Genomic DNA, 19769 nt, shown 5'->3' on the forward strand with positions numbered 1-19769 from the left:
CCACGCGCGGTATTCGCTGGACGGTCCACCCGCCGCACGCTCACCGCTGCGTGCCCCGGCCTCGTTCTCAGAACGCCGGGATAACCGAGCCGTCGGGCCAGGTCTGCTCAATGTACTGCTTGACCTCGGGAGAGTGCAGGAGCTCCTCAAGCTTGGCGATGGCCTCGGCCTTGTTCGACCCGTTCTTCCACACGAGGACGTTCACGGCCGGGTTATCGACCGGAGACTCCACGACGAGCGCGTCGGAGGAGATGGACTTGCCGCCCTCCTGGGCGAAGTTGCCGTTGATGACCGCGTAGTCGAAGTCATCGAGCGAGCGAACCAGCTGCGGACCCTCAACCTCACGGAAATCGAAGTTCTTCAGCTTGGTGACGGTGTTGATGTTGACATCGCCGTCACCCTCGGGGATGGACACGAGGCCCTGCGTGGCCAGGAGCTGGAGCGCACGCGACTGGTTGGAGGTGTCCGAGATGATGCCGATCGTGCCGCCGTCGGGTAGCTCGTCGAGCGACTGGTGCTTGTTGGAGAAGATGCCGAGCGGCTCCAGGTGGATGCCCGCGCCCGCCTCGAAGTCGTAGCCGGCCTGCTTCTCCGCGTTCTCCAGGTAGGGGACGGTCTGGTAGAAGTTAGCGTCAAGTTCGCCGTCGTTGAGGGCCGTATTGGGCTGGACGTAGTCGGTGTACTCGACGACCTCGAGCTTAATACCCGCATCCGCGGCCAGGTTGTCGTTGATGTAGTTCAGGATCTTCGCGTGCGGCGAGGGGGTCGCGCCGACCTTCAGGGTGTTGACGTCGGAGGGGGTGGAGGAGGTGGAGCCGCCGGAACAGGCCGCCAGGCCCAGGGAGGCAACGGCCGCCAGCGCGAGGGCCGCGACAGAGCGATGACGCATGATGCTTCTCTTTTCTGTGTTCTTCGATGGGATGGGACGAGGCCGGGGTGGCCTCAGGTGGATGAGATGGTGTCCGCGGTTTCTCAGCTTCTCAGCGCGCGCGGTGGTCGAGACGACGCGAGATGAAGTCGCCGATCAGCTGGATGACCTGGACGATCACGATGATCGCGACGACGGTTGAGATCATGACATCGTCCTGCCATCGGTTGTAGCCGTAGTTGATGGCCATCTGGCCCAGGCCGCCGCCGCCGACGGCACCCGCCATCGCGGAGTAGCCGATGAGGGTGATCGCCAGAGTCGTGATCGACTGGACGAGGGCGGGCATGGCCTCGCGGATGAGGACACCCCAGCGGATCTGGCGGTTCGAGGCACCCATCATCTGGGCGGCCTCGACTTTGCCGGGGTCAACGGCCAGGAGGTTCGTCTCCACGAGTCGGGCGAAGAAGGGCGCGGAGAGGATGACGAGGGGCACGACGGTGGCCAGCGATCCCGTGGACTTGCCGACGATCGCCTTCGTGACCGGGATCAGCATGATGATGCCGATGATGAAGGGCAAGGAGCGCACGATGTTGACGACGAAGGACACGGCCTGGTAGACGCCCTTATTGGGGGTCAGGCCGCCCTTGCCGGTCTGGACCAGGAGGAGGCCCAGCAGCGTGCCGATGATGACCGCGAACAGCGTGGACAGGCCCGTCATCATGAGGGTTTCAAGGATCGCGGGGACAAACTTTTGGGTCAGTGCCGGGTTGTCGAACCACGTCGGGTCGCCCTTGCCTGTGGGCACGAGCGCCTGCGCGGCGGCCTGCGCGGTTACACTCGCGAGATGTGCGGTGATCATTGGTCCCTCACTTCCGCGTGGACGTTGTTCTTACGCAGCTGCGCGATGATCTTGTCAGCGTGGTAGGCGGGGACGGTCAGGGCCAGGCGGCCAACCTGCACGGATCCGAGGGATTCGAAGGTTCCCGCGGTCACGTCCGCGCCCATGGACGAGGCGAGGTGCAGCACGGTCGCACCCGTGGGCACGCCCGGGTGCGAGGTGAAGACGACGTCGAGGAGGACGCTGTTCTTCGTGTGGCCGTCAAGGGTGGCAGCACCCTCGGCGGTCGACTCCGATTCAACGAGCGGCATGGGAACCAGCTCGCGAGCAAGCGGGGTCCCCGGGTCGGCGACGACCTCTTCGAGGGTGCCTGTCTGCAGGACCTTGCCGTGGCCGAGAAGAGTCACGGAGTCGCAGATCTCTCGCACGACGGACATCTCGTGGGTGATGATGACGACGGTGACGCCGGCGACATCGCGGATCTCGCGCAGCAGCGAGAGGACCTGCGCGGTGGACTCGGTGTCAAGTGCGCTGGTCGGCTCGTCGCACAGGAGCACGGCGGGTTCATCGGCCAGGGCGCGGGCGATGCCGACGCGCTGACGCTGACCGCCGGACAGCTGGGATGGATAGGAGTCGCCGCGGCCCTCAAGGCCGACGAGCGCGAGGAGTTCCTCGACGCGCGCGCGGCGCTGTGCAGCGGGGACGCCCGCCAGCTTGAGGGGGTAGCCGATGTTCTCGGCGGCGGTGCGCGCGTCCAGAAGGTTCGCGGCCTGGAACACCATGCCAATACGGCGACGTGCGGCGCGCAGTGGCTTGCCGGACAGGGCGGCCAGGTCGTGGCCGTCGACGACGATGTGTCCCTCGGTGGGCTTCTCGAGGGCTGTCAAACACCGGATGAGGGTGGACTTGCCCGCGCCGGATCGACCGACGATGCCGTGGATCGAGCCGCGGTCAACGTGCAGGTTCACCCCATCGAGTGCGACGACTTGGCCGCCGTTTTTCACGGGGTAGACCTTGGACACCCCGGTGAGGTCAATCATGAGCTTCTCCGTTACTGGGCCGTTTGGCCCGCACAATCAGCATATGGGGGCGTTGTACAGGCGCGCACGGCATGCCGTTACAAAACTCCGTATCGTGGTTAAACCCTCACTGATCGGCCCACATAGTGGCTGTAGTTACGCAGAAAACTCCCTATCCGGCGCAAGCAATGCCCGCGAGGGCCGCCGCCCACGAGGCCGCCCACGTACCCAGCGCGAGGGCCAGTGCTCGGCCCCGGAAACCATCCCCCCACAGGGTAACCGCGTCCAGGAGCGCCGTCGAAAACGTCGTGAAACCGCCTAGGAAGCCCGTGGACACAGCGGGCATGAGCGCGCCCGGCACCAACTGGGTGGCCGCGCCGGCCAGGAAGCAGCCGATCACGTTCACGACGAAGATACCGAGCTTCGCGGCTGCCGGGTCACCCCACGACGACAGGGTGCGCTGCACGCCCCGGTCCAGCCCAAAGCGCGCGCACGCGCCCACACCACCCGCCAGGGCCACACCCAGGAAGGTCCCTCCCGTCATGCTCGGCCCTCCTCGTCATTGACGGATGCCGCGGAGACCGTTGAGGCCGCTGACGGTCCGCACAGCCACTCCCCCACGCGTACACCCGCCCACGCGGAAGCTGCGCCCAGGGCGAGGAGACCAAGGGACTGAGAGACGGCCTCGACAACTCCATTGAGCGACGCGTACCCCACCGACGCGACGATGTACGTCCCGTACGTCGTGAACGCGCCCGCAAAACCGGTGCCGATCAGGAGCTTCCACGTCTTGAGCGACGCCGGATCGCCCACGCCGCGCGCCAGGCGTCCCGCCACCCACGCGGAGAGCGCGCCCAGCAGGAACGCGCCCACCACATTAACCGTCAGCGTCGACCACGACAGGAAGAGGCCACGCACGGGAGATGCCTTCGCGACCTCATCCAGTCCCGCGCGTGCAGCCGTCCCAGCGACCCCGCCCACGAAGACCGCCAACCAGTCGGGCACTCGAAATCTCGTCATGTCCCCCACTGTACGCCCGTCGAGCTACCCGCCCGGGGAGGCGGATCCCGGGAGGCGGCCACGGCCTCGTACACTGGGCGCATGACGAACACCGGACGATTCGCGCCCTCCCCCACGGGCGACTTCCACCTGGGCAACCTGCGCACCGCGATCCTCGCGTGGGCGTGGGCGCGCACGACCGGGCGGCGTTTTGTCCTGCGTATCGAGGACATCGACCGGGAACGCGCGGGGTCCGCTCAGCGTCAGATCGAGGACCTGGAGGCGATCGGCGTCGACTGGGATGGCGAGCCGCTCATCCAGACGGCTCGGGCCGGTGCGCACGAGGCCGCCCTGGCATCGCTGAGCGCGCGCGGCCTCATCTTCGAGTGCTACTGCACCCGCCGCGACATCCGCGAGGCTGCCTCCGCACCGCACGTGCCGCCCGGCCACTACCCGGGGACGTGCCTGTCGTTGAGCGAATCAGAGCGCGACGCGAAGCGCGCGGCTCTGGCTGCATTGGGGCGCAAGCCCGCGCTGCGACTGGCCGCCCCCTCACCCGAGTGGACTGTGTTCGACGAGCTGCACGGCTCCTACACCGGACCCGTCGACCACTTCGTCGTGCGCCGCGCGGACGGCGTGCCCGCGTACAACCTGGCGGCCGTCGTCGACGACGCCTACCAGGGGGTCGACCAGGTCGTGCGCGGCTTCGACCTGCTCTCTCAGGCACCCGCGCAGGCCCAGCTCGCGCACCTGCTGGGCGCTCCCGAGCCGACCTACGCGCACGTGCCCCTCGCGCTCGCGCCCTCGGGGGCGCGCCTGGCCAAGCGCGACGGCGCGGTCACTCTCTCAGATTTACGAGGCCTGGGCTGGTCCACCGCGGATGTCGTGGCCTTCATTGGGTCTTCCCTGGGAGTACCCGGGGCGCGTTGCGCCTCCGATATCGCAGATGCACTGGGGATTGAGGGGCTGCGTTCCTTGCCGACCGAGCCGTGGGTCGTGACGCCGCCAAGCGCGTGACGCGTCGCAGCGCGCTATCCCACCGGTCACAACTGTCGCCGCAGTGGTCGGCGGATACGGAAAAAGCACTCCCGCAGGAGTGCTTTCTAAAATGCAGAACCCCCGCCGGTGGATCGCACCGAGGGGGGCCGCTGCGCGCCCGAAGGGACTCGAACCCCCAACCTTCTGAACCGTAATCAGATGCTCTATCCATTGAGCTACGGGCGCTTTGCCGTTTGGCTGAGCATAAGCTTACACGCTTCTCGCCGAGATGCAAAATCAAATGATATGGCTTGAAGCACACTCTAGTTTTGCATCCTGTGGCCGACCGAAAACGAGCAGCATATACAGAGATCCTCCGCGCACCCGGCAGCGCACCCTTATCCTTGCTGCATTCCTGCCCTGGGGAGGTTCGGATGATACCGTCACGCGGAGGACCGGCCACCAGCATACACGTTTTCCGCCCCCCGCGCGCAGCCGCTCCGCCACAAACACACACAAGCGCGCGACATCATGGCAGAACCGGCCGCCCCTCAGGACGCCGCCGATTCAAGAGCGCACAACCGTCTGGCATTCACGCAGCCCCGCTGTCACGTCGACTCACGCAGCGACCCCTGACCGCGCGGCTGCGACGCGCGTCTTACGCTGGGAGGCATGAGCGACATCATCATTCCCGGCGTCGGCTCGCTGCAGCCGGTGCCCGCCTTGGATCATCTAGACCTGCTCGCGCCTCCGGTCGCGCGCGCACTCACCGCACTGGCCGAGCGCGGGGTTGCCACAGCCTCGTCGGCCCTCGTCGTCGCGATCGACCCCGAGCTAGCGGACACGGAGGTCATGACCCGCGAGTTCGGCATGGACCTGGCGCTGTCGTCGAACTGCATCCTGGTGGCGGGCAAGCGCGTCGGCGAGGAACGGATCGCGGCGTGCGTCGTGCGCGCGACGACGAACGCGGACGTCAATCACGTCGTGAAGAAGCGCCTCGACGTGCGCAAGGCGAGCTTCTGGCCGCAGGACCGCGCCGTCGAGGCGTCGGGCATGGAGTACGGCGGGATTACGCCGGTGGGCGTGCCCAGTTCATGGCGGCTGCTCATCGATTCGGCGTGCGCGTCGGGCTGGAGCTGCATCGGCTCGGGTCTGCGTCGTTCGAAGCTCTTCGTGACGGGCGAGGTCCTTGCGGCGCTCCCGGGCGCGGAGATCGTCGAGGGCCTCGGGGTCTAAGCACGTCGGGTCGAGGCCTGGGGTCCGCTCCGCTCTCCCCCGCCGTTTCACGCGCGTTTCACGGGGGACGAGGCCGGGGCGCGGCAAGGCGATAGCCGCACGATTGACGCCCGCCAGGGAACCCCCAAGGCCTGGCAGCAGTGCCCGCGGGCGGCGGCAAGGCCTGGCCGCTCACAGCAATAAGCGCCGCCCGATTGGAGGCCGCCGCGAGGCCTGCGGGGCCTGGCCAGTGCACACAGCACGACAACCGCCGCCGGTGTGACGGGCGCCGGAGGGTCCGGAGGGCACGGGCGGGCTTCGAGATCGACCACTCCGAGCGAAGCTCGCGTGTGGCGATCTCGCGGGCGGCCGGGCCCGAAGGCGCCCGGGAACACCAACGGCGCCACAAGCAACAAAAACCCCGGAACCTCAACAGGTCCCGGGGTTAGCGGCGGAGGATGGGGGATTCGAACCCCCGAGGGCTTGCACCCAACACGCTTTCCAAGCGTGCGCCATAGGCCACTAGGCGAATCCTCCGTGCACATCGTGCCGGACAATCATAAGCAATAAACACCCCGCAGCGCCAATCCAAGCCAATGGGGCACGTCACAGCACGCCGAGTCACGCGCATGCCACCTACGCCAGTGCATACATAGTGAGTATGAAGAACACGACGAAGGCGTCGTAAATCAGCGCGGCGAGCGCCTCGCGCGTGCCGATCCGCCCGGGGAGTTCCTGCGCTCTGATGAGGGCGATGATCGCCAGGACCACGCTGATGATGAGCGTAATGCCCATCCCGGGGATGCTGAAGACCGCGAACCACAGGGAGGTGCGCGCCAGCGGGTTGGTGATTGGCTTGGGCGATGTGTAGCCGCCGCCGGCGAACACCTCGTACGAGTCGACGTATTCGGTGCCGGGGAAGGGGGCGGTACCCGCGTTGGTCGCGTCGTGTGTGGCTGACATGTAGGCGTACGGGTCGACCTGGTCCGAAGAAAACGGCGAGGCCGGGTATGAAGCGCCGGGATACGGAGTCGCGCCCGGGTACGCGGCCGTGGCTGGGTACGAGGCCGTGGCTGCCTTCCCCGAAGGCGCGCCGCTGGGGGCGGGGGTTGGATAGGGTGCCTGTGCGCTCATGCGTCCACTATCGCATAACGAAAGGGGCGTCCACCACACTTTGTCGGCGCATGCGCGTTTTCAGCGTCAAAATGCGCAGGTCAGTAGATGAACGCGCTACCCTGTTGTTCCGACCGGTACGGCCATCCCGCCCATCAACTGATCGGATTTGTACGCTTATGAGCGAAACGAAGACCTCGCTGTTCCGTTGGAAGCTTCACGGTAACGGTACGTCCATTAATCCCGGTGACGTCGTCCTCCCGGGTGAGCGACTGTCGTGGCCGCGCACTATTGGCATTGGCGCCCAGCACGTGGTTGCAATGTTTGGTGCGACGTTCCTTGTTCCGTTGTTGACTGGTTTCCCGCCGTCAACAACGCTTTTTTTCACCGCGATCGGCACGCTGCTGTTTTTCCTGATTACGGCGGGTCGTCTGCCCTCGTACCTGGGGTCGTCCTTCGCGCTGATTGCGCCGATCCAGGCAGTGTCGGGGACCTTGGGTTCTTCCTACGCGCTCGGCGGCATCATCGCCGTGGGTGCGACTCTCGCGCTCGTCGGCCTGATCGTCCACTTCGCGGGCGTGCGTTGGATTGACGCGGTGATGCCGCCGGTGGTGACGGGCGCGATCGTGGCGCTCATCGGCCTGAATCTGGCTCCCGCCGCGTGGAACTGGGTGAAGCAGGGACCGATCACGGCTGTCGTGACGATTGTGTCGATCTGCCTCGTGACTGTTCTCTTTAAGGGGATCCTCGGCCGCCTCTCCATCCTGATCGGCGTGTTGATCGGCTATGCGGCCGCAATTTTCCAGGGGCAGGTCGACTTCTCGAGCGTCGGTCAGGCAGCTTGGATTGGCTTCCCCGAGTTCCACACCCCGGCCTTCTCGGTCTCGACCCTCGGCCTGTTCCTGCCGGTTGTGTTCATCCTGGTTGCTGAAAATGTCGGCCATGTGAAGTCCGTGTCCGCGATGACGGGCGAGAACATGGACGACCTGACGGGCCGCGCGCTGATGGCGGATGGCCTCTCGACGATGCTGGCCGGCAGTGGCGGCGGTTCGGGTACGACCACCTACGCGGAGAACATCGGCGTGATGGCGGCGACCCGCGTGTATTCGACGGCGGCATACATCATCGCGGCTGCCGTTGCCCTGGTCCTGTCGATGCTGCCGAAGTTCGGTGCCCTGATTGCGACGATTCCCCCGGGCGTGCTGGGCGGTGCCGGCACGGTCCTGTACGGCATGATCGGCATGCTGGGCGTTCGCATCTGGGTGCAGAACCGCGTGGACTTCTCCAACCCTGTGAACCTGAACACCGCCGCGGTCGCTCTGATCGTCGCGATCGCGAACTTCACGTGGAACGTGGGCGGGATGTCCTTCGAGGGCATCGCTCTGGGCACTGCGTCGGCTCTGGTGATCTACCACGGCATGCGCCTGATCTCGAAGCTGCGCGGCACGAACCTGGAGGCGGCGACGCCTGCGTCGGCTCCGTCGGGTTCGGAGCTGGAGGGTGAGGCGTATTCGAAGCGCCACCGCTCCCCCACGCCGCGGGCTGACGCCTGATCTGACGCTTTCATTGACGAGGCCGGGGCTCAGCCACTCGCTCACCGCACGGTGAGGGGTGGGTCGGGTCCCGGCCTCGTTTATTCCTCTAAATTCCACACACACTCAGTCGCTCATACCACCGCCACCGCGCAGTTCGTCGAGCATGCCCGCCGTAATAATGCCCGAGGGCAAGGCAACGACGGCGACGCCCATGAGCGAGGAGATCATGGCGATGGTGCGCCCCACGTCGGAGGAGGGGTAGAGGTCGCCGTAGCCGACGGTCGTCAAGGAGACGACAGCCCAGTAGACGGCGTCAAAGAACGTGTTGAAGGTGTCCGGCTCGACATTGAAGATGACGAGGGCGCTGACGAGGATGTAGCCGATCGCCAGGCAGAGGACGGCGAGCAGCGCCTCTCTTTGTTTCTCGAAAACGGCGGCGATGGCTGAGGCGCCCTTCGAGTAGCGGATGAGCTTGAAGGCCCGTAGGGAGCGGAAGAGGCGGAGGACTCGCAGCGTGCGTAGCGCGTCGTTGAGGGCGTTGAAGACGGGCAGGATCGACAGCAAGTCGATGATCGCCATCGGCGTGAACGGGTAGATTACAAAAGACAGCATGCCTTTTTGGAGCTTCAGGTCCGCCGTGACCCATCGGACCAGGTAGTCGATGATGAACACGAGGACGCACCCATACTCGATTGTCTCGAGGATGGGGCTGGATTCTTTGAAGCACAGGGGCAGGAGGCTGGCGATGATGAGGACCGTCATGACGCGCCCGCACCACATCGCAAGGCCTTCATCGCCGTTTAACAGGTTGTAGAGCCGTTGTCGCACCTGCGACCTCCTCACTGCGCGCGCCCGCACCATTGCCGACATAACGCACTGTACCACCGCGGTCACGCCGAACATATGAGTGACACATCCTCAACCTGACAGAAAGTAGACATAGAAATCATTTCCCCCTAGGATCATATACATGGCAACGAATACGTCATCCCTGTTCACTGCCCTCGTGGGCGCGGAACTGCGGGTCTGGAACTCGCTCGAGGCCGCTCTCACGGAGGCCGGAAACCCGCTGTCACTGGGTCGCTTCCTGGTCCTGCGCACGGTCCGGGATACCCGGGCCTGCCGCATCCAGGAGGTGGCGGAGAGCCAGGGCATCACGCTGGGCGCAGCCTCGCGCCTCGTGGATCGTCTGCATCGTGACGGTCTGCTGCACCGCACGCCCTGCGAGCACGACCGCCGCGCCATCATCCTGACTGTGACGGACGCGGGCATCGACCACCTCGCGAGTGCAGAAACCATCGTCACTGCCGAACAGGAACGCCTCTTCGCTCCCCTGTCCCCCAATCAGCGGGACAGTTTCGCCCGAGCCCTCACCCTCATTGCCGAGGCCTCGAACCCCGCGCGCCGCGTCACATCAGCACGCAGGGGCCGCGCGTGATTCGCTTCGACCACGTGTCCAAGACCTACCCGGGCGGCGCGAGAGCCGTCGAGGACTTCTCCCTGACCATCGAACGGGGATCAACGACCGTGTTCCTGGGTACATCGGGCTGCGGCAAGACGACGCTCATGCGGATGGTGAACGCGATGGTTACCCCGACCTCGGGCACGGTGTTCGTGCGCGACCAAGACGTGGCGGGCGCGGACCCGGTGCGCCTGCGCCGTTCGATCGGTTACGTCCTGCAGGAGGGTGGCCTGTTCCCGCATCGAAGCATCGCAGACAATATCGCGACCGTTCCACGTCTGGAGGGCGTGAGCAAGGCCGAATCCCGCGAGCGCGCACTCGAGCTCCTGACGCTGGTGGGGCTGGAGCGCGAGATGGCTGATCGCTACCCATCCCAGCTGTCGGGCGGGCAGCGCCAGCGCGTGGGCGTAGCCAGGGCGCTGGCGAACCGCGCGGATATCCTGCTGATGGATGAGCCGTTCGGCGCGCTGGACCCGATTGTGCGCGCGGACTTGCAGCGGGAGTTGAAGGAGATTCGGCGGGCGCTGGGAACGACGATCCTGTTCGTGACGCACGACGTGGATGAGGCGTTCACGCTGGGCGACCAGGTCGCGGTTCTTTCGACGGGCGGGCGCATCGAGCAGGTGGGGACCCCCGCCGAGCTGCTCTCCTCCCCCGCGTCGCCTTTCGTCGCGAAGTTCGTGGGGGCCTCGCGCGCGGCGCGCCCGGTGCGCGTCGCCGGGCCGGGCGGTCTGGTCCTCGACGAGGACGGGACGCCCGTGGGAACGCTCGCACGCGACGGGGACGAGGCCTCGGCCGCGTTGGGCGTATCGTCCGCGCCGCGCGGGAGCGCCCGGCCCGTCGCCCGGGAGCGCTCGTGACCTGGCTGTCTTCGAATTGGGCGCTGATCGGGCAACTCACGCTCGCCCACCTGTGGATCGCCCTGCCGGTGATCGCGCTTTCGGTCGCGCTTTCGGTGCCGGTGGCGCGTTGGGCGGCGTTTTCGCGCCGCGGCGGATGGGTTCTGTCGGCGCTGTCGGCACTGTACGCGGTGCCCTCGTTGCCGCTGCTGGTGGTTATTCCGGTGATCATTGGGGTGGCGCTACGTTCAAACGCGAACATGATCGCGGTACTCACCCTCTACGGTGTGGCGGTGTTGGTGCGCCAGGTGGCCGAGGGCTTCCGCACGATCCCGCGCGCGACCCTGCAGGCCGCGAACGCGTGCGGCTACTCGCTGCCGCGACGTTTCGTCGAGGTGGAGCTGCCGCTGGCGACGCCGGTGATCGTGGCGGGCACGCGCGTGGTCGCCACGTCCACGGTGTCGTTGGTGACGGTGGGCGCCTTTATTGGGGTGCGTTCGCTGGGCACGCTGTTCACGGATGGTTTTCAGCGCGGCATCACCGCCGAGGTCGTGGCTGGCTTGGTCGCGACGGTTCTCCTGGCGCTCGTGGTGGACGCGGCCGTGCAGGGGATAGGCTGGGCGCTGACCCCGTGGGTCCGTCAGGAGCGCGCATGAGTATTTTCCTCGAAGCCCTGAGCTGGCTGGCTACCCCGGCGAATTGGCTGGGAGAGTCGGGAATCCTGACTCGCAGCGCCGAGCACCTGGGCCTCACCTTCCTGATCGTCGTCCTCGCATCCCTCGTCGCACTGCCGCTGGGCACGGTGATCGGCCACACGGGCAGGGGCCGGTGGCTGGTGAGCGCGACGGGAGCGGCCCGCGCGGTCCCCACCCTCGGCGTGTTGACGCTTGCCGGGCTGTGGTTGGGGATCGGGCTCGCGGCCCCAACGCTGGCGCTCCTAGTGCTGGCGATCCCACCGCTGCTGTCGGCGACCTATTCAGGGATCGCCTCGACGCCGCGCCCGACCGTCGATGCGGCGCGAGCGATTGGACTCACGGAACCCCAGATCCTCGCGCAGGTGGAGTTCCCTCACGCGGTCGGCCTCATCGCGGCGGGCGTGCGCTCGGCGACCCTGCAGGTGATCGCGACGACCACCTTGGCGGCCTACACGGCGAACTACGGCCTGGGCCGTTTCCTGTACACGGGCCTGAAGACCCGCGATTACGCGCAGATGATCGGTGGCGCGATCGTCGTGGTCGCCCTTGCGCTGGCAACCGACGCGCTACTGGCGCTCATCGCCCGGCGACTTCGGACCCGCACCCATTCTTTCGCTGACGAAGAGAAGAACTCACTCAAGGAGTCACTATGAAACGCACAATGATCACGATGGCTGCCATCGCGGCCTCGACCCTGGCTCTGGCCGCCTGCGGTTCGGCGGAGTCGATTAGCGGCAACGCCAGCGCAGAAGGCTCCAAGAGCGGCTCGACGACGCTCGTCGTGGGTTCGCAGGACTACTACTCGAACGAGATCATCGCCGAGGTCTACGCCCAGGCCCTGGAGAACGCCGGGTATACGGTGGACCGACAGATGCGGATCGGTCAGCGCGAGGTCTACATGCCCGAGATCGAGGCCGGCACAATCGACGTGTTCCCCGAGTACACGGGCAACCTCTTGCAATATTTCGATCAGAACGCGACCGCCCGTTCGACGGACGAGGTCTACGACGCGCTGACCACCCTCCTCCCGCAGGGGCTGCGGGCGCTCGATCAGGCACCGGCGACCGATCAGGATTCCTACGTGGTGACCACGACCTTCGCGACGGAGCATTCGCTGTCCTCCATCGGGGATCTGGCCGGGGCGGGGCCGCTGACCTTGGGAGGAAATTCGGAGCTGGAGACGCGCCCGTACGGCCCGGCGGGACTCGCGCAGACCTATGGAGTGTCGGTCAATTTCACGCCGATTGAGGACTCGGGCGGCCCGCTCACCGTCAAGGCCCTGACAGACGGCGATATTCAGCTGGCAAACATCTATTCTTCGGATCCGGTGCTGGCTGACGGGTCGCTGACGGTCCTTGAGGACCCGCAGGGCCTGTTCCTGGCCTCGCATGTCGTGCCCCTCGCCTCGTCGCGAGTGGATGACAAGGCCGCCAGCGTCATCAATCGGGTCAGCGCTGCGCTGGAACCCTCGGACCTGGTCGAGATAAACCGCGCGTCTACACAGGATCAGAAGTCGGCCTCGCAGATCGCGCGCGAGTGGCTGACCTCCAAGGGCCTGCTCTCCTGAGTCCTCTCTTATGGACGAGGCCGGGGCTGAGGATGGGTGATCACGCTCCTCACCCCGGCCTCGTCGATTGATTATTTGGTCACAAAACAGCCCTTTTATGTGACTCGCACCATTATTTGACCTTCTTTTTACGTTTGTAACCAAAATGTAATGCGCACATGATGGACAGCCACGGTATCTTCCACGTTCAACGAGCTACCCTCAGACCATGACCTAGGGCATCGCCCCACGGTCCCGTCCATCAACCAGGAGGAAGTAACCGTGAACCTGAAGAAGGCATGGCTCGCCATTCCCGTCGGCGCCGCACTCGCGCTGAGCGCCTGCTCTGGCGGCACCAACGCTAACGCTGTCGTCATGAACGGCTCTGAACCCCAGAACCCGCTCCTGCCGGGTATGACCAGCGAAAACGGCGGCGGCAAGATCCTGTCCGCAATGTTCAGCCAGCTCGTCCGCTACGACGTTGACGGTACCCCCGTCCTCGACGTCGCCGAGTCCATCGAACCCAACGAGGACAACACCCTCTGGACCGTCAAGCTCCACCAGGACCGCAAGTTCTCCGACGGCACCCCCGTCAAGGCTGAGAACTTCACCCGCGCATGGAAGCTCATCACCTCCCAGAACCAGACGCAGGCTTCCTTCTTCGACTCCTTCGAAGGCACCGACGAGGAGGGCGCAGGCGACCTGTCCGGCGTCGAGGACGTCGACGACTACACCTTCACGATCAAGCTGAAGCAGCCCAGCTACGACCTCGTCAGCCGCCTCGGCTACACCGCCTACGCGCCGCTGCCCGACTCGACCCTCGACAACCCCGAGGCCGGCGGCCAGAAGCCGGTCGGCAACGGCCCCTACAAGCTCGCCTCCGACACCGCGTGGGAGCACAACGTCAAGGTGACCCTGGTCCCCAACGAGAACTACGTCGGTGACACCCCGGCACAGAACGAGGGCGTCGTCTTCAAGTTCTACCAGTCGATGGACGCCGCCTACAACGACCTCAAGGCCGGCAACGTGGACGTTCTGGACGCCATGCCCTCCTCGGCCATCGGCTCCTACCAGACCACCTTCGCGGACCGCTCCGTCAACATGCCCTACGCCGGCATCATGACGCTGACCATCCCGCAGTACCTGGATCACTTCTCCGGCGAGGAAGGCCAGCTGCGCCGCCAGGCCATCTCCATGGCCATCAACCGTGACGAGATCACCGATCAGATCTACTCGAAGACCCGCACCCCCGCCAAGGACTTCACCGCCCCCACCCTCAAGGGCTACTCCGATAACCTGCCCGGTTCCGAGGTCCTGACCTACAACCCCGACAAGGCGAAGGAACTGTGGGCCCAGGCCGACGCCATCGCCCCGTGGGACGGCACCTTCGAGATCGCCTACAACTCCGACGGCGGCCACAAGGAATGGGTGGACGCTGCCGCGAACTCCATCAAGAACACGCTGAACATCAGCGCCGAGGGCAAGCCGATCGTCGACTTCAAGACCATGCTCCAGCAGGAGGACGAGAAGACCATCGGCGCAGCCTTCCGCTCGGGCTGGCAGGCCGACTACCCGTCGATCTACAACTTCCTGCAGCCGCTGTACGTGACCGGCGCAGCCTCCAACAAGGGCTTCTACTCCTCCACGGAGTTCGACAACCTGATCACCCAGGCCGCCGGTGCCCCCACGGAAGACGATGGCATCGCCATCATGCAGCAGGCCCAGGAACTCCTCCTCAAGGACCTGCCCGTCGTCCCGCTGTGGTACTACAACGCCAACGGCGCATGGAACAACAAGGTCGACAATGTGAGCTTCGACTGGCACGGCCAGCCGATCGCCTACAAGATCACCAAGACGACCGCGAAGAAGTGAACTCCTAAGAGTTGACCTCTCGAGGGGGCGGGTGGCTCAAGCCACCCGCCCCCTCGCGCAACAAGTAGCCCACCGACAGACGAGCCACGCACCCAACCCGCCCCGGCCTCGTACATGCCCGCATCGTGGGCCACACTTTCGCCCACCAGCAGGGGGAACACGCCTGATCCACCGGCCACATAACGAACCCCATACCTCATTTGCTCATTCTTTACCCTATGATGGGAGATATAGGCAGCCCCGCCCCCAGCGGGGCGTACGCTCGGGAGCGGCACCGCGCCCATCCCTCGACACGAATCTAAAGGATTGCCCATGCTCCGCTACATCGGACGGCGACTCCTCCAGACCATCCCGGTCTTTTTCGGAGCCACCTTTCTGATCTTCGCGATGGTCTACCTGATGCCAGGTGACCCCGTTGCCGCGCTCGGCGGCGACCGCGGCCTCACCGAGGCGGCCGCTGCGAAGATCCGCGCCGAGTACCACCTCGACCAACCTTTCTGGATGCAGTATCTGCTCTACCTCAAGGGCGTGTTCACCCTTGACTTCGGCAAATCCTTCAACCAGCAGCCCGTCATCGACGTCATGGCGCGGGCATTCCCCGTCACGATGGCCCTCGCCATCTACGCCCTGGCCATCGAATCCATCTTCGGTATCACGCTGGGCACCATCGCCGGCGTGCGCCGCGGCGGCTGGTTCGATTCCACGATCCTCGTGTTCTCGCTCCTGCTGATCTCGGTGCCGACCTTCGTCCTCGGCTTCGTCCTACAGTTCCTCCTCGGCATCAAACTCGGGATCTTACCAGTCACAGCCAGCGTCTCCGTCGACTTCGCATCCCTCACCATGCCAGCCATGGTGCTCGGCGGCGTCTCCCTGGCCTACGTCATCCGACTGACCCGCCAGTCCGTCTCCGAGAACGTCTCCGCCGACTACGTGCGCACCGCACGCGCCAAGGGCCTGACCAACCGCGCCGTCATGTCGCGCCACATCCTGCGCAACTCCCTCATCCCCGTCGCCACCTTCCTCGGCGGCGACCTCGGCGCCCTCATGGGTGGCGCCATCATCACCGAGGGCATCTTCAACATCAACGGCGTCGGCGGCACGCTCTGGCAGGCCATCCGACTGGGCGAGGCCCCCACCGTCGTGTCCATCACGACCGTGCTCGTTCTCGTCTACATCCTGGCCAACCTTGTCGTTGACCTCCTCTACGCCGTGCTCGACCCGAGGATCCGCTATGAGTGACATCATCCCCTCCGCCAACATCGCCCGCACCCGCGCCGGGCAGGACCACTACGTCTCCGACATCGACGAGACCGGCCTCGGTGCCGTCGACGCAGTGCCCGACGAGGGCGCCCCCTCCTCGATGTGGGGCGAGGCCTGGAAGCGACTGCGCGTTCGCCCCCTCTTCTGGTTCGCGGCCATCATCATCTTCGTGGCCATCATGATCTCGCTCTTCCCCTCGCTGTTCACCAGCCAGGACCCGCGCTACTGCGAGCTGTCCCGTTCCCTCGGCGGCCCCGAACTGTGGAGCCACCCCTTCGGCTTCGACAAGCAGGGCTGCGACATCTACTCGCGCGTCATCTACGGTGCCCGCGCCTCCGTCTCCGTCGGTGTGCTCACCACAATCGCCGTCGTCATCATCGGCGGTACGATCGGCGCCATCGCCGGCTACGTCGGCGGCTGGATCGACGCCGTCCTCTCGCGTATCACCGACGTCTTCTTCGCGATCCCGCTGCTCCTCGCAGCCATCGTCTTCATGCAGATGTTCAAGGAATCCCGCTCCATCGCCATGGTCGTCATCGTCCTGTCGACCTTCGCGTGGACGTCCATCGCGCGAATCACGCGAGGCTCCGTCATGAGCGCCAAGAACGAAGAATTCGTCACCGCCGCACGCGCCACCGGCGCCTCGCGCGGACGCATCCTGATGAGCCACATCATCCCCAACTCGATGGCCCCCATCATCGTGTACGCGACCGTCGCGCTGGGCACCTTCATCGTGTCCGAGGCCTCCCTGTCCTTCATGGGCATCGGCCTGCCGCCCACGATCGTCTCCTGGGGTGCCGACATCTCAACGGCCAAAGACCAGCTGAGCGACGCCCCCATGGTGCTCTTCTACCCGGCCGTCGCCCTGGCCCTGACCGTCCTCAGCTTCATCATGATGGGTGACGCCGTGCGCGAAGCCCTCGACCCGAAGGCACGCAAGTGAGCGAAACGAACAACCCCGCCCTCTCCGACAAGGAGATGGAAGAGATCGTCGAACGAGCCGTCGCCCCCAGCGCGGCCCCGGCCTCGTCCGACGTCCACCCAGACGACGAGCGCCCCCTGCTCAAGATCACAGACCTGGAAGTCACCTTCACCTCCTCAACCGGCGTCGTCCCCGCCGTGCGCGGCGCGAACCTGACCATCTACCCCGGTCAGACCGTCGCCATCGTCGGCGAGTCCGGCTCCGGCAAGTCCACGACCGCCGCCGCCGTCATCGGCCTACTGCCCGGCACCGGCAAGGTCGCGGGCGGCACCATCGAGTTCGACGGCCAGGACATCACCAACCTGAGCACCAACCAGTGGGTGGAGCTGCGCGGATCCGGCATCGGCCTCGTCCCCCAGGACCCCATGAGTAACCTGAACCCCGTGCTCCGCGTGGGCTACCAGGTCAAGGAGGCCCTGCTCGCAAACAACGTCGTGCCCAAGAGCGAGGTCGGCGAACGCGTCACCCAGCTCCTCGAGGAAGCCGGCCTGCCCGACGCCGAACGCCGCGCCAAGCAGTACCCGCACGAATTCTCCGGCGGCATGCGCCAGCGCGCCCTCATCGCCATCGGCATGGCCGCGCACCCCAAGCTGCTGATCGCCGACGAACCCACCTCCGCCCTGGACGTCACCGTCCAGCGCCGCATCCTCGACCACCTCGGCAAGCTCACCGCCGAAATGGGCACCGCCGTACTGTTCATTACGCACGACCTCGGCCTGGCAGCCGAACGCGCCGAGCAGCTCGTCGTCATGCACCGCGGCCGCATCGTCGAATCCGGCCCCGCCCTGGAGATCCTCCAGCACCCGCAGCACCCCTACACGAAGCGCCTCGTTTCAGCCGCCCCCTCCCTCGCCTCGGCCCGCATCGAATCCGCCCACAAGCAGGGCATCTCGGTCACCGAAGAGGAACTCACAGGTGCCGGCAAGGGCGCGACCTCCACAGAAGCAATCATCCGCGTCGAAGGCCTCACCAAGGAATTCGACATTCGTGGTGCCAAGAAGGGCAACGACACCTTCCTGGCCGTCGACAACGTGTCCTTCGAGCTGCGTCGCGGCACGACCCTCGCGGTCGTCGGCGAATCCGGCTCCGGCAAGTCGACCGCCGCGAACATGATCCTCCAACTCCTCGAACCCACCGCCGGCAAGATCTTCTTCGACGGCAAGGACACCTCGACGATGACGCGCACGGAACTATTCCAGCTGCGTCGCCGCCTCCAAGCCGTGTTCCAGAACCCCTACGGGTCCCTGGACCCGATGTACTCGATCTTCCGCCTGATCGAAGAACCGCTGAAGATCCACGGCTACGGCACCCTGGCATACGCCAAGCAGGAGATCGCACGCGCACAAGCGACCGGCCGCGACCCCGAAGAGTGGATGACGAAGCTCGTCGAAGCCTCCGACGGAAAGCGCACCCTAACCGCCGCCGAAAAGCGCGAACTCAACCCGAAGAAGCTGCGCATCGAACGCGCCGCCGAGCTGCTCGACATGGTAGCCCTGCCGCGCAGCGCCATGCGCCGCTACCCCAACGAACTCTCCGGCGGCCAGCGCCAGCGCGTAGCCGTAGCCCGCGCCCTCACACTCAACCCGGAAGTCATCGTCCTGGACGAAGCCGTGTCCGCGCTCGACGTGCTCGTACAGAACCAGATCCTGTACCTGCTCAACGACCTGCAGGCACAGCTGGGCCTGTCCTACCTGTTCATCACGCACGACCTGGCAGTCGTCCGCCAGATCGCCGACGACGTCATCGTCATGGAGAAGGGCAAGCTCGTCGAGGCCAACACCACCGACGAACTGTTCAACAACCCCGTCGAGGACTACACGCGTGAGCTGATCGAGGCCGTCCCCGGCCGCAACATCCAGCTCAACCTGTGAGCAACTGACGCACGTGAGTGTGGGGCCCGAGGCGCTGCGGCGCTTCGGGCCCCTGCTGTTTCTCGCGTGCCCCACGGGTGTTCCGGGCTGCTGTGCGTGCCCGTGGGGCCGGGCTGCTGTGCGTGCCCGCGGGGCCAGGCTGCTGTGCGTGCCCCACGGGTGTTCCGGGCTGCTGTGCGTGCCCCACGGGTGTTCCGGGTGCCGGAGAGCCCGGCCGCCCGCGAGACTTGGCGTCCTCACTGCGTTCGGCGCCGCGTCTCGAGGCCCGCCCTGGCCCTCCGGGCCCTCCGGCACCCTCCACACCAGTGGGGTTTGTCGTTACTGTGCGTATCCCATCCAGGCCCCGCCGCCGCCCACCAGCACCACAGCCAGGCCCACCAATTCCTCCGGCACCATCCACACCAGTAGGGCTGTGGTGGCTGACGTTGCTCGGCGCGTCGTCTCGAAGCCCATCCAGGCCCCGCCGCCGCTCACGAGCGCCGCAGCCAGGCCCACGAATTCCTCCGGCACCATCCACACCAGTGTGGTTTGTCGTTACTGTGCGTATCCCATCCAGGCCCCGCCGCCGCCCACCAGCGCCACAGCCAGGCCCACCAATTCCTCCCGCGCCCATCCACACCAGTGTGGTTTGTCGTTACTGTGCGTATCCCATCCAGGCCCCGCCGCCGCCCACGAGC

20 protein-coding genes, 2 tRNA genes and 1 other RNA gene are annotated in these 19769 nt (G+C 66.0%); 12 read left to right on the forward strand and 11 right to left on the reverse strand.

Translation table 11 applies throughout. From position 1 onward, the window contains the following. Positions 1-67: 67 nt before the first annotated feature. The 5 genes from HMPREF1136_RS05025 to HMPREF1136_RS05045 form a co-directional block, all read right to left on the reverse strand. Entirely contained in the window at positions 68-889 is an 822-nt protein-coding gene (locus HMPREF1136_RS05025) for a MetQ/NlpA family ABC transporter substrate-binding protein (RefSeq protein ID WP_009648263.1), read from the reverse strand. A 91-nt stretch (positions 890-980) separates the two neighbouring features. Then, positions 981-1727 carry a methionine ABC transporter permease gene (locus HMPREF1136_RS05030; RefSeq protein ID WP_009648264.1) on the reverse strand — a complete coding sequence of 249 codons (747 nt, stop codon included), beginning with the start codon at positions 1725-1727 and terminating at the stop codon, positions 981-983. Then, complete coding sequence (locus HMPREF1136_RS05035) at positions 1724-2746, reverse strand: methionine ABC transporter ATP-binding protein (protein WP_009648259.1); 1023 nt, start codon at positions 2744-2746, stop codon at positions 1724-1726. Before HMPREF1136_RS05035 ends, HMPREF1136_RS05030 begins: the two co-directional genes overlap by 4 nt. A gap of 151 nt (positions 2747-2897) precedes the next feature. Continuing rightward, positions 2898-3269, reverse strand: coding sequence for a fluoride efflux transporter FluC (locus HMPREF1136_RS05040; protein WP_009648254.1), 372 nt, complete (start codon positions 3267-3269; stop codon positions 2898-2900). After that, positions 3266-3745, reverse strand: coding sequence for a fluoride efflux transporter FluC (locus HMPREF1136_RS05045; RefSeq protein WP_034505007.1), 480 nt, complete (start codon positions 3743-3745; stop codon positions 3266-3268). The genes HMPREF1136_RS05040 and HMPREF1136_RS05045 overlap by 4 nt, the downstream gene beginning before the upstream one ends. Positions 3746-3826: 81 nt before the next feature. Between HMPREF1136_RS05045 and gluQRS the strand changes: the two genes are divergently transcribed. Further along, the gene (gene gluQRS / locus HMPREF1136_RS05050; RefSeq protein WP_009648249.1) at positions 3827-4741 is read left to right on the forward strand and encodes a tRNA glutamyl-Q(34) synthetase GluQRS; all 915 of its coding nucleotides are present in this window, start codon (positions 3827-3829) and stop codon (positions 4739-4741) included. A gap of 134 nt (positions 4742-4875) precedes the next feature. Here gluQRS and HMPREF1136_RS05055 read toward each other — a convergent pair. Continuing rightward, positions 4876-4948 (reverse strand) — tRNA-Arg (locus tag HMPREF1136_RS05055). Between the two features lie 118 nt (positions 4949-5066). Beyond that, an RNA gene (gene ffs, locus HMPREF1136_RS10625) (signal recognition particle sRNA small type) lies at positions 5067-5162 on the reverse strand. Between the two features lie 212 nt (positions 5163-5374). Here ffs and HMPREF1136_RS05060 point away from each other — a divergent pair. Continuing rightward, complete coding sequence (locus tag HMPREF1136_RS05060; protein WP_009648253.1) at positions 5375-5938, forward strand: YbaK/EbsC family protein; 564 nt, start codon at positions 5375-5377, stop codon at positions 5936-5938. A 431-nt stretch (positions 5939-6369) separates the two neighbouring features. Here the strand turns inward: HMPREF1136_RS05060 and HMPREF1136_RS05065 are convergent. Together HMPREF1136_RS05065 and HMPREF1136_RS05070 are read right to left on the reverse strand one after the other, a co-directional pair. After that, a tRNA-Ser gene (locus tag HMPREF1136_RS05065) sits at positions 6370-6454 on the reverse strand. 99 nt (positions 6455-6553) lie between these two features. Beyond that, positions 6554-7051: a hypothetical protein gene (locus HMPREF1136_RS05070; protein WP_009648265.1), complete on the reverse strand. Its 498-nt coding sequence runs from the start codon at positions 7049-7051 to the stop codon at positions 6554-6556. Positions 7052-7209: 158 nt separating this feature from the next. On the opposite strand from HMPREF1136_RS05070, the gene HMPREF1136_RS05075 reads away from it, so the two are divergent. Then, positions 7210-8583, forward strand: a complete 1374-nt coding sequence (locus HMPREF1136_RS05075; RefSeq protein ID WP_009648252.1) for a uracil-xanthine permease family protein — start codon at positions 7210-7212, stop codon at positions 8581-8583. A gap of 105 nt (positions 8584-8688) precedes the next feature. Here HMPREF1136_RS05075 and HMPREF1136_RS05080 read toward each other — a convergent pair whose 3' ends face one another. Then, positions 8689-9393, reverse strand: a complete 705-nt coding sequence (locus HMPREF1136_RS05080; RefSeq protein ID WP_009648260.1) for an ion transporter — start codon at positions 9391-9393, stop codon at positions 8689-8691. 142 nt (positions 9394-9535) lie between these two features. Here HMPREF1136_RS05080 and HMPREF1136_RS05085 point away from each other — a divergent pair, with 142 nt between their 5' ends. The 9 genes from HMPREF1136_RS05085 (at position 9536) to HMPREF1136_RS05130 (ending at position 19092) form a co-directional block, all read left to right on the forward strand. Continuing rightward, positions 9536-10003: a MarR family winged helix-turn-helix transcriptional regulator gene (locus tag HMPREF1136_RS05085; RefSeq protein WP_009648266.1), complete on the forward strand. Its 468-nt coding sequence runs from the start codon at positions 9536-9538 to the stop codon at positions 10001-10003. After that, entirely contained in the window at positions 10000-10887 is an 888-nt protein-coding gene (locus HMPREF1136_RS05090) for an ABC transporter ATP-binding protein (protein ID WP_009648256.1), read from the forward strand. Before HMPREF1136_RS05085 ends, HMPREF1136_RS05090 begins: the two co-directional genes overlap by 4 nt. Next, complete coding sequence (locus tag HMPREF1136_RS05095) at positions 10884-11522, forward strand: ABC transporter permease (RefSeq protein WP_009648251.1); 639 nt, start codon at positions 10884-10886, stop codon at positions 11520-11522. The genes HMPREF1136_RS05090 and HMPREF1136_RS05095 overlap by 4 nt, the downstream gene beginning before the upstream one ends. Continuing rightward, a complete protein-coding gene (locus HMPREF1136_RS05100) occupies positions 11519-12214 on the forward strand; it encodes an ABC transporter permease (protein WP_009648250.1) in 696 nt (231 codons plus the stop codon). The genes HMPREF1136_RS05095 and HMPREF1136_RS05100 overlap by 4 nt, the downstream gene beginning before the upstream one ends. Then, positions 12211-13128 carry a glycine betaine ABC transporter substrate-binding protein gene (locus HMPREF1136_RS05105; protein ID WP_009648255.1) on the forward strand — a complete coding sequence of 306 codons (918 nt, stop codon included), beginning with the start codon at positions 12211-12213 and terminating at the stop codon, positions 13126-13128. Before HMPREF1136_RS05100 ends, HMPREF1136_RS05105 begins: the two co-directional genes overlap by 4 nt. Before the next feature lie 261 nt (positions 13129-13389). Then, positions 13390-14979, forward strand: a complete 1590-nt coding sequence (locus HMPREF1136_RS05110) for a peptide ABC transporter substrate-binding protein (RefSeq protein ID WP_009648257.1) — start codon at positions 13390-13392, stop codon at positions 14977-14979. Between the two features lie 312 nt (positions 14980-15291). Continuing rightward, positions 15292-16218 (forward strand): ABC transporter permease, encoded by a 927-nt coding sequence (locus HMPREF1136_RS05120; protein ID WP_009648267.1) that lies wholly within the window; start codon positions 15292-15294, stop codon positions 16216-16218. After that, complete coding sequence (locus HMPREF1136_RS05125; RefSeq protein ID WP_009648258.1) at positions 16211-17182, forward strand: ABC transporter permease; 972 nt, start codon at positions 16211-16213, stop codon at positions 17180-17182. Before HMPREF1136_RS05120 ends, HMPREF1136_RS05125 begins: the two co-directional genes overlap by 8 nt. Continuing rightward, complete coding sequence (locus tag HMPREF1136_RS05130; protein ID WP_009648261.1) at positions 17179-19092, forward strand: dipeptide ABC transporter ATP-binding protein; 1914 nt, start codon at positions 17179-17181, stop codon at positions 19090-19092. The genes HMPREF1136_RS05125 and HMPREF1136_RS05130 overlap by 4 nt, the downstream gene beginning before the upstream one ends. 318 nt (positions 19093-19410) lie before the next feature. Here HMPREF1136_RS05130 and HMPREF1136_RS05135 read toward each other — a convergent pair whose 3' ends face one another. Next, on the reverse strand, positions 19411-19605 hold the full coding sequence (locus tag HMPREF1136_RS05135; protein WP_156791847.1) for a hypothetical protein: 195 nt from the start codon (positions 19603-19605) through the stop codon (positions 19411-19413). Between the last annotated feature and the right edge of the window lie 164 nt (positions 19606-19769).

This window comes from Actinomyces sp. ICM47 (genome assembly GCF_000278725.1).
Lineage (GTDB): Bacteria > Actinomycetota > Actinomycetes > Actinomycetales > Actinomycetaceae > Pauljensenia.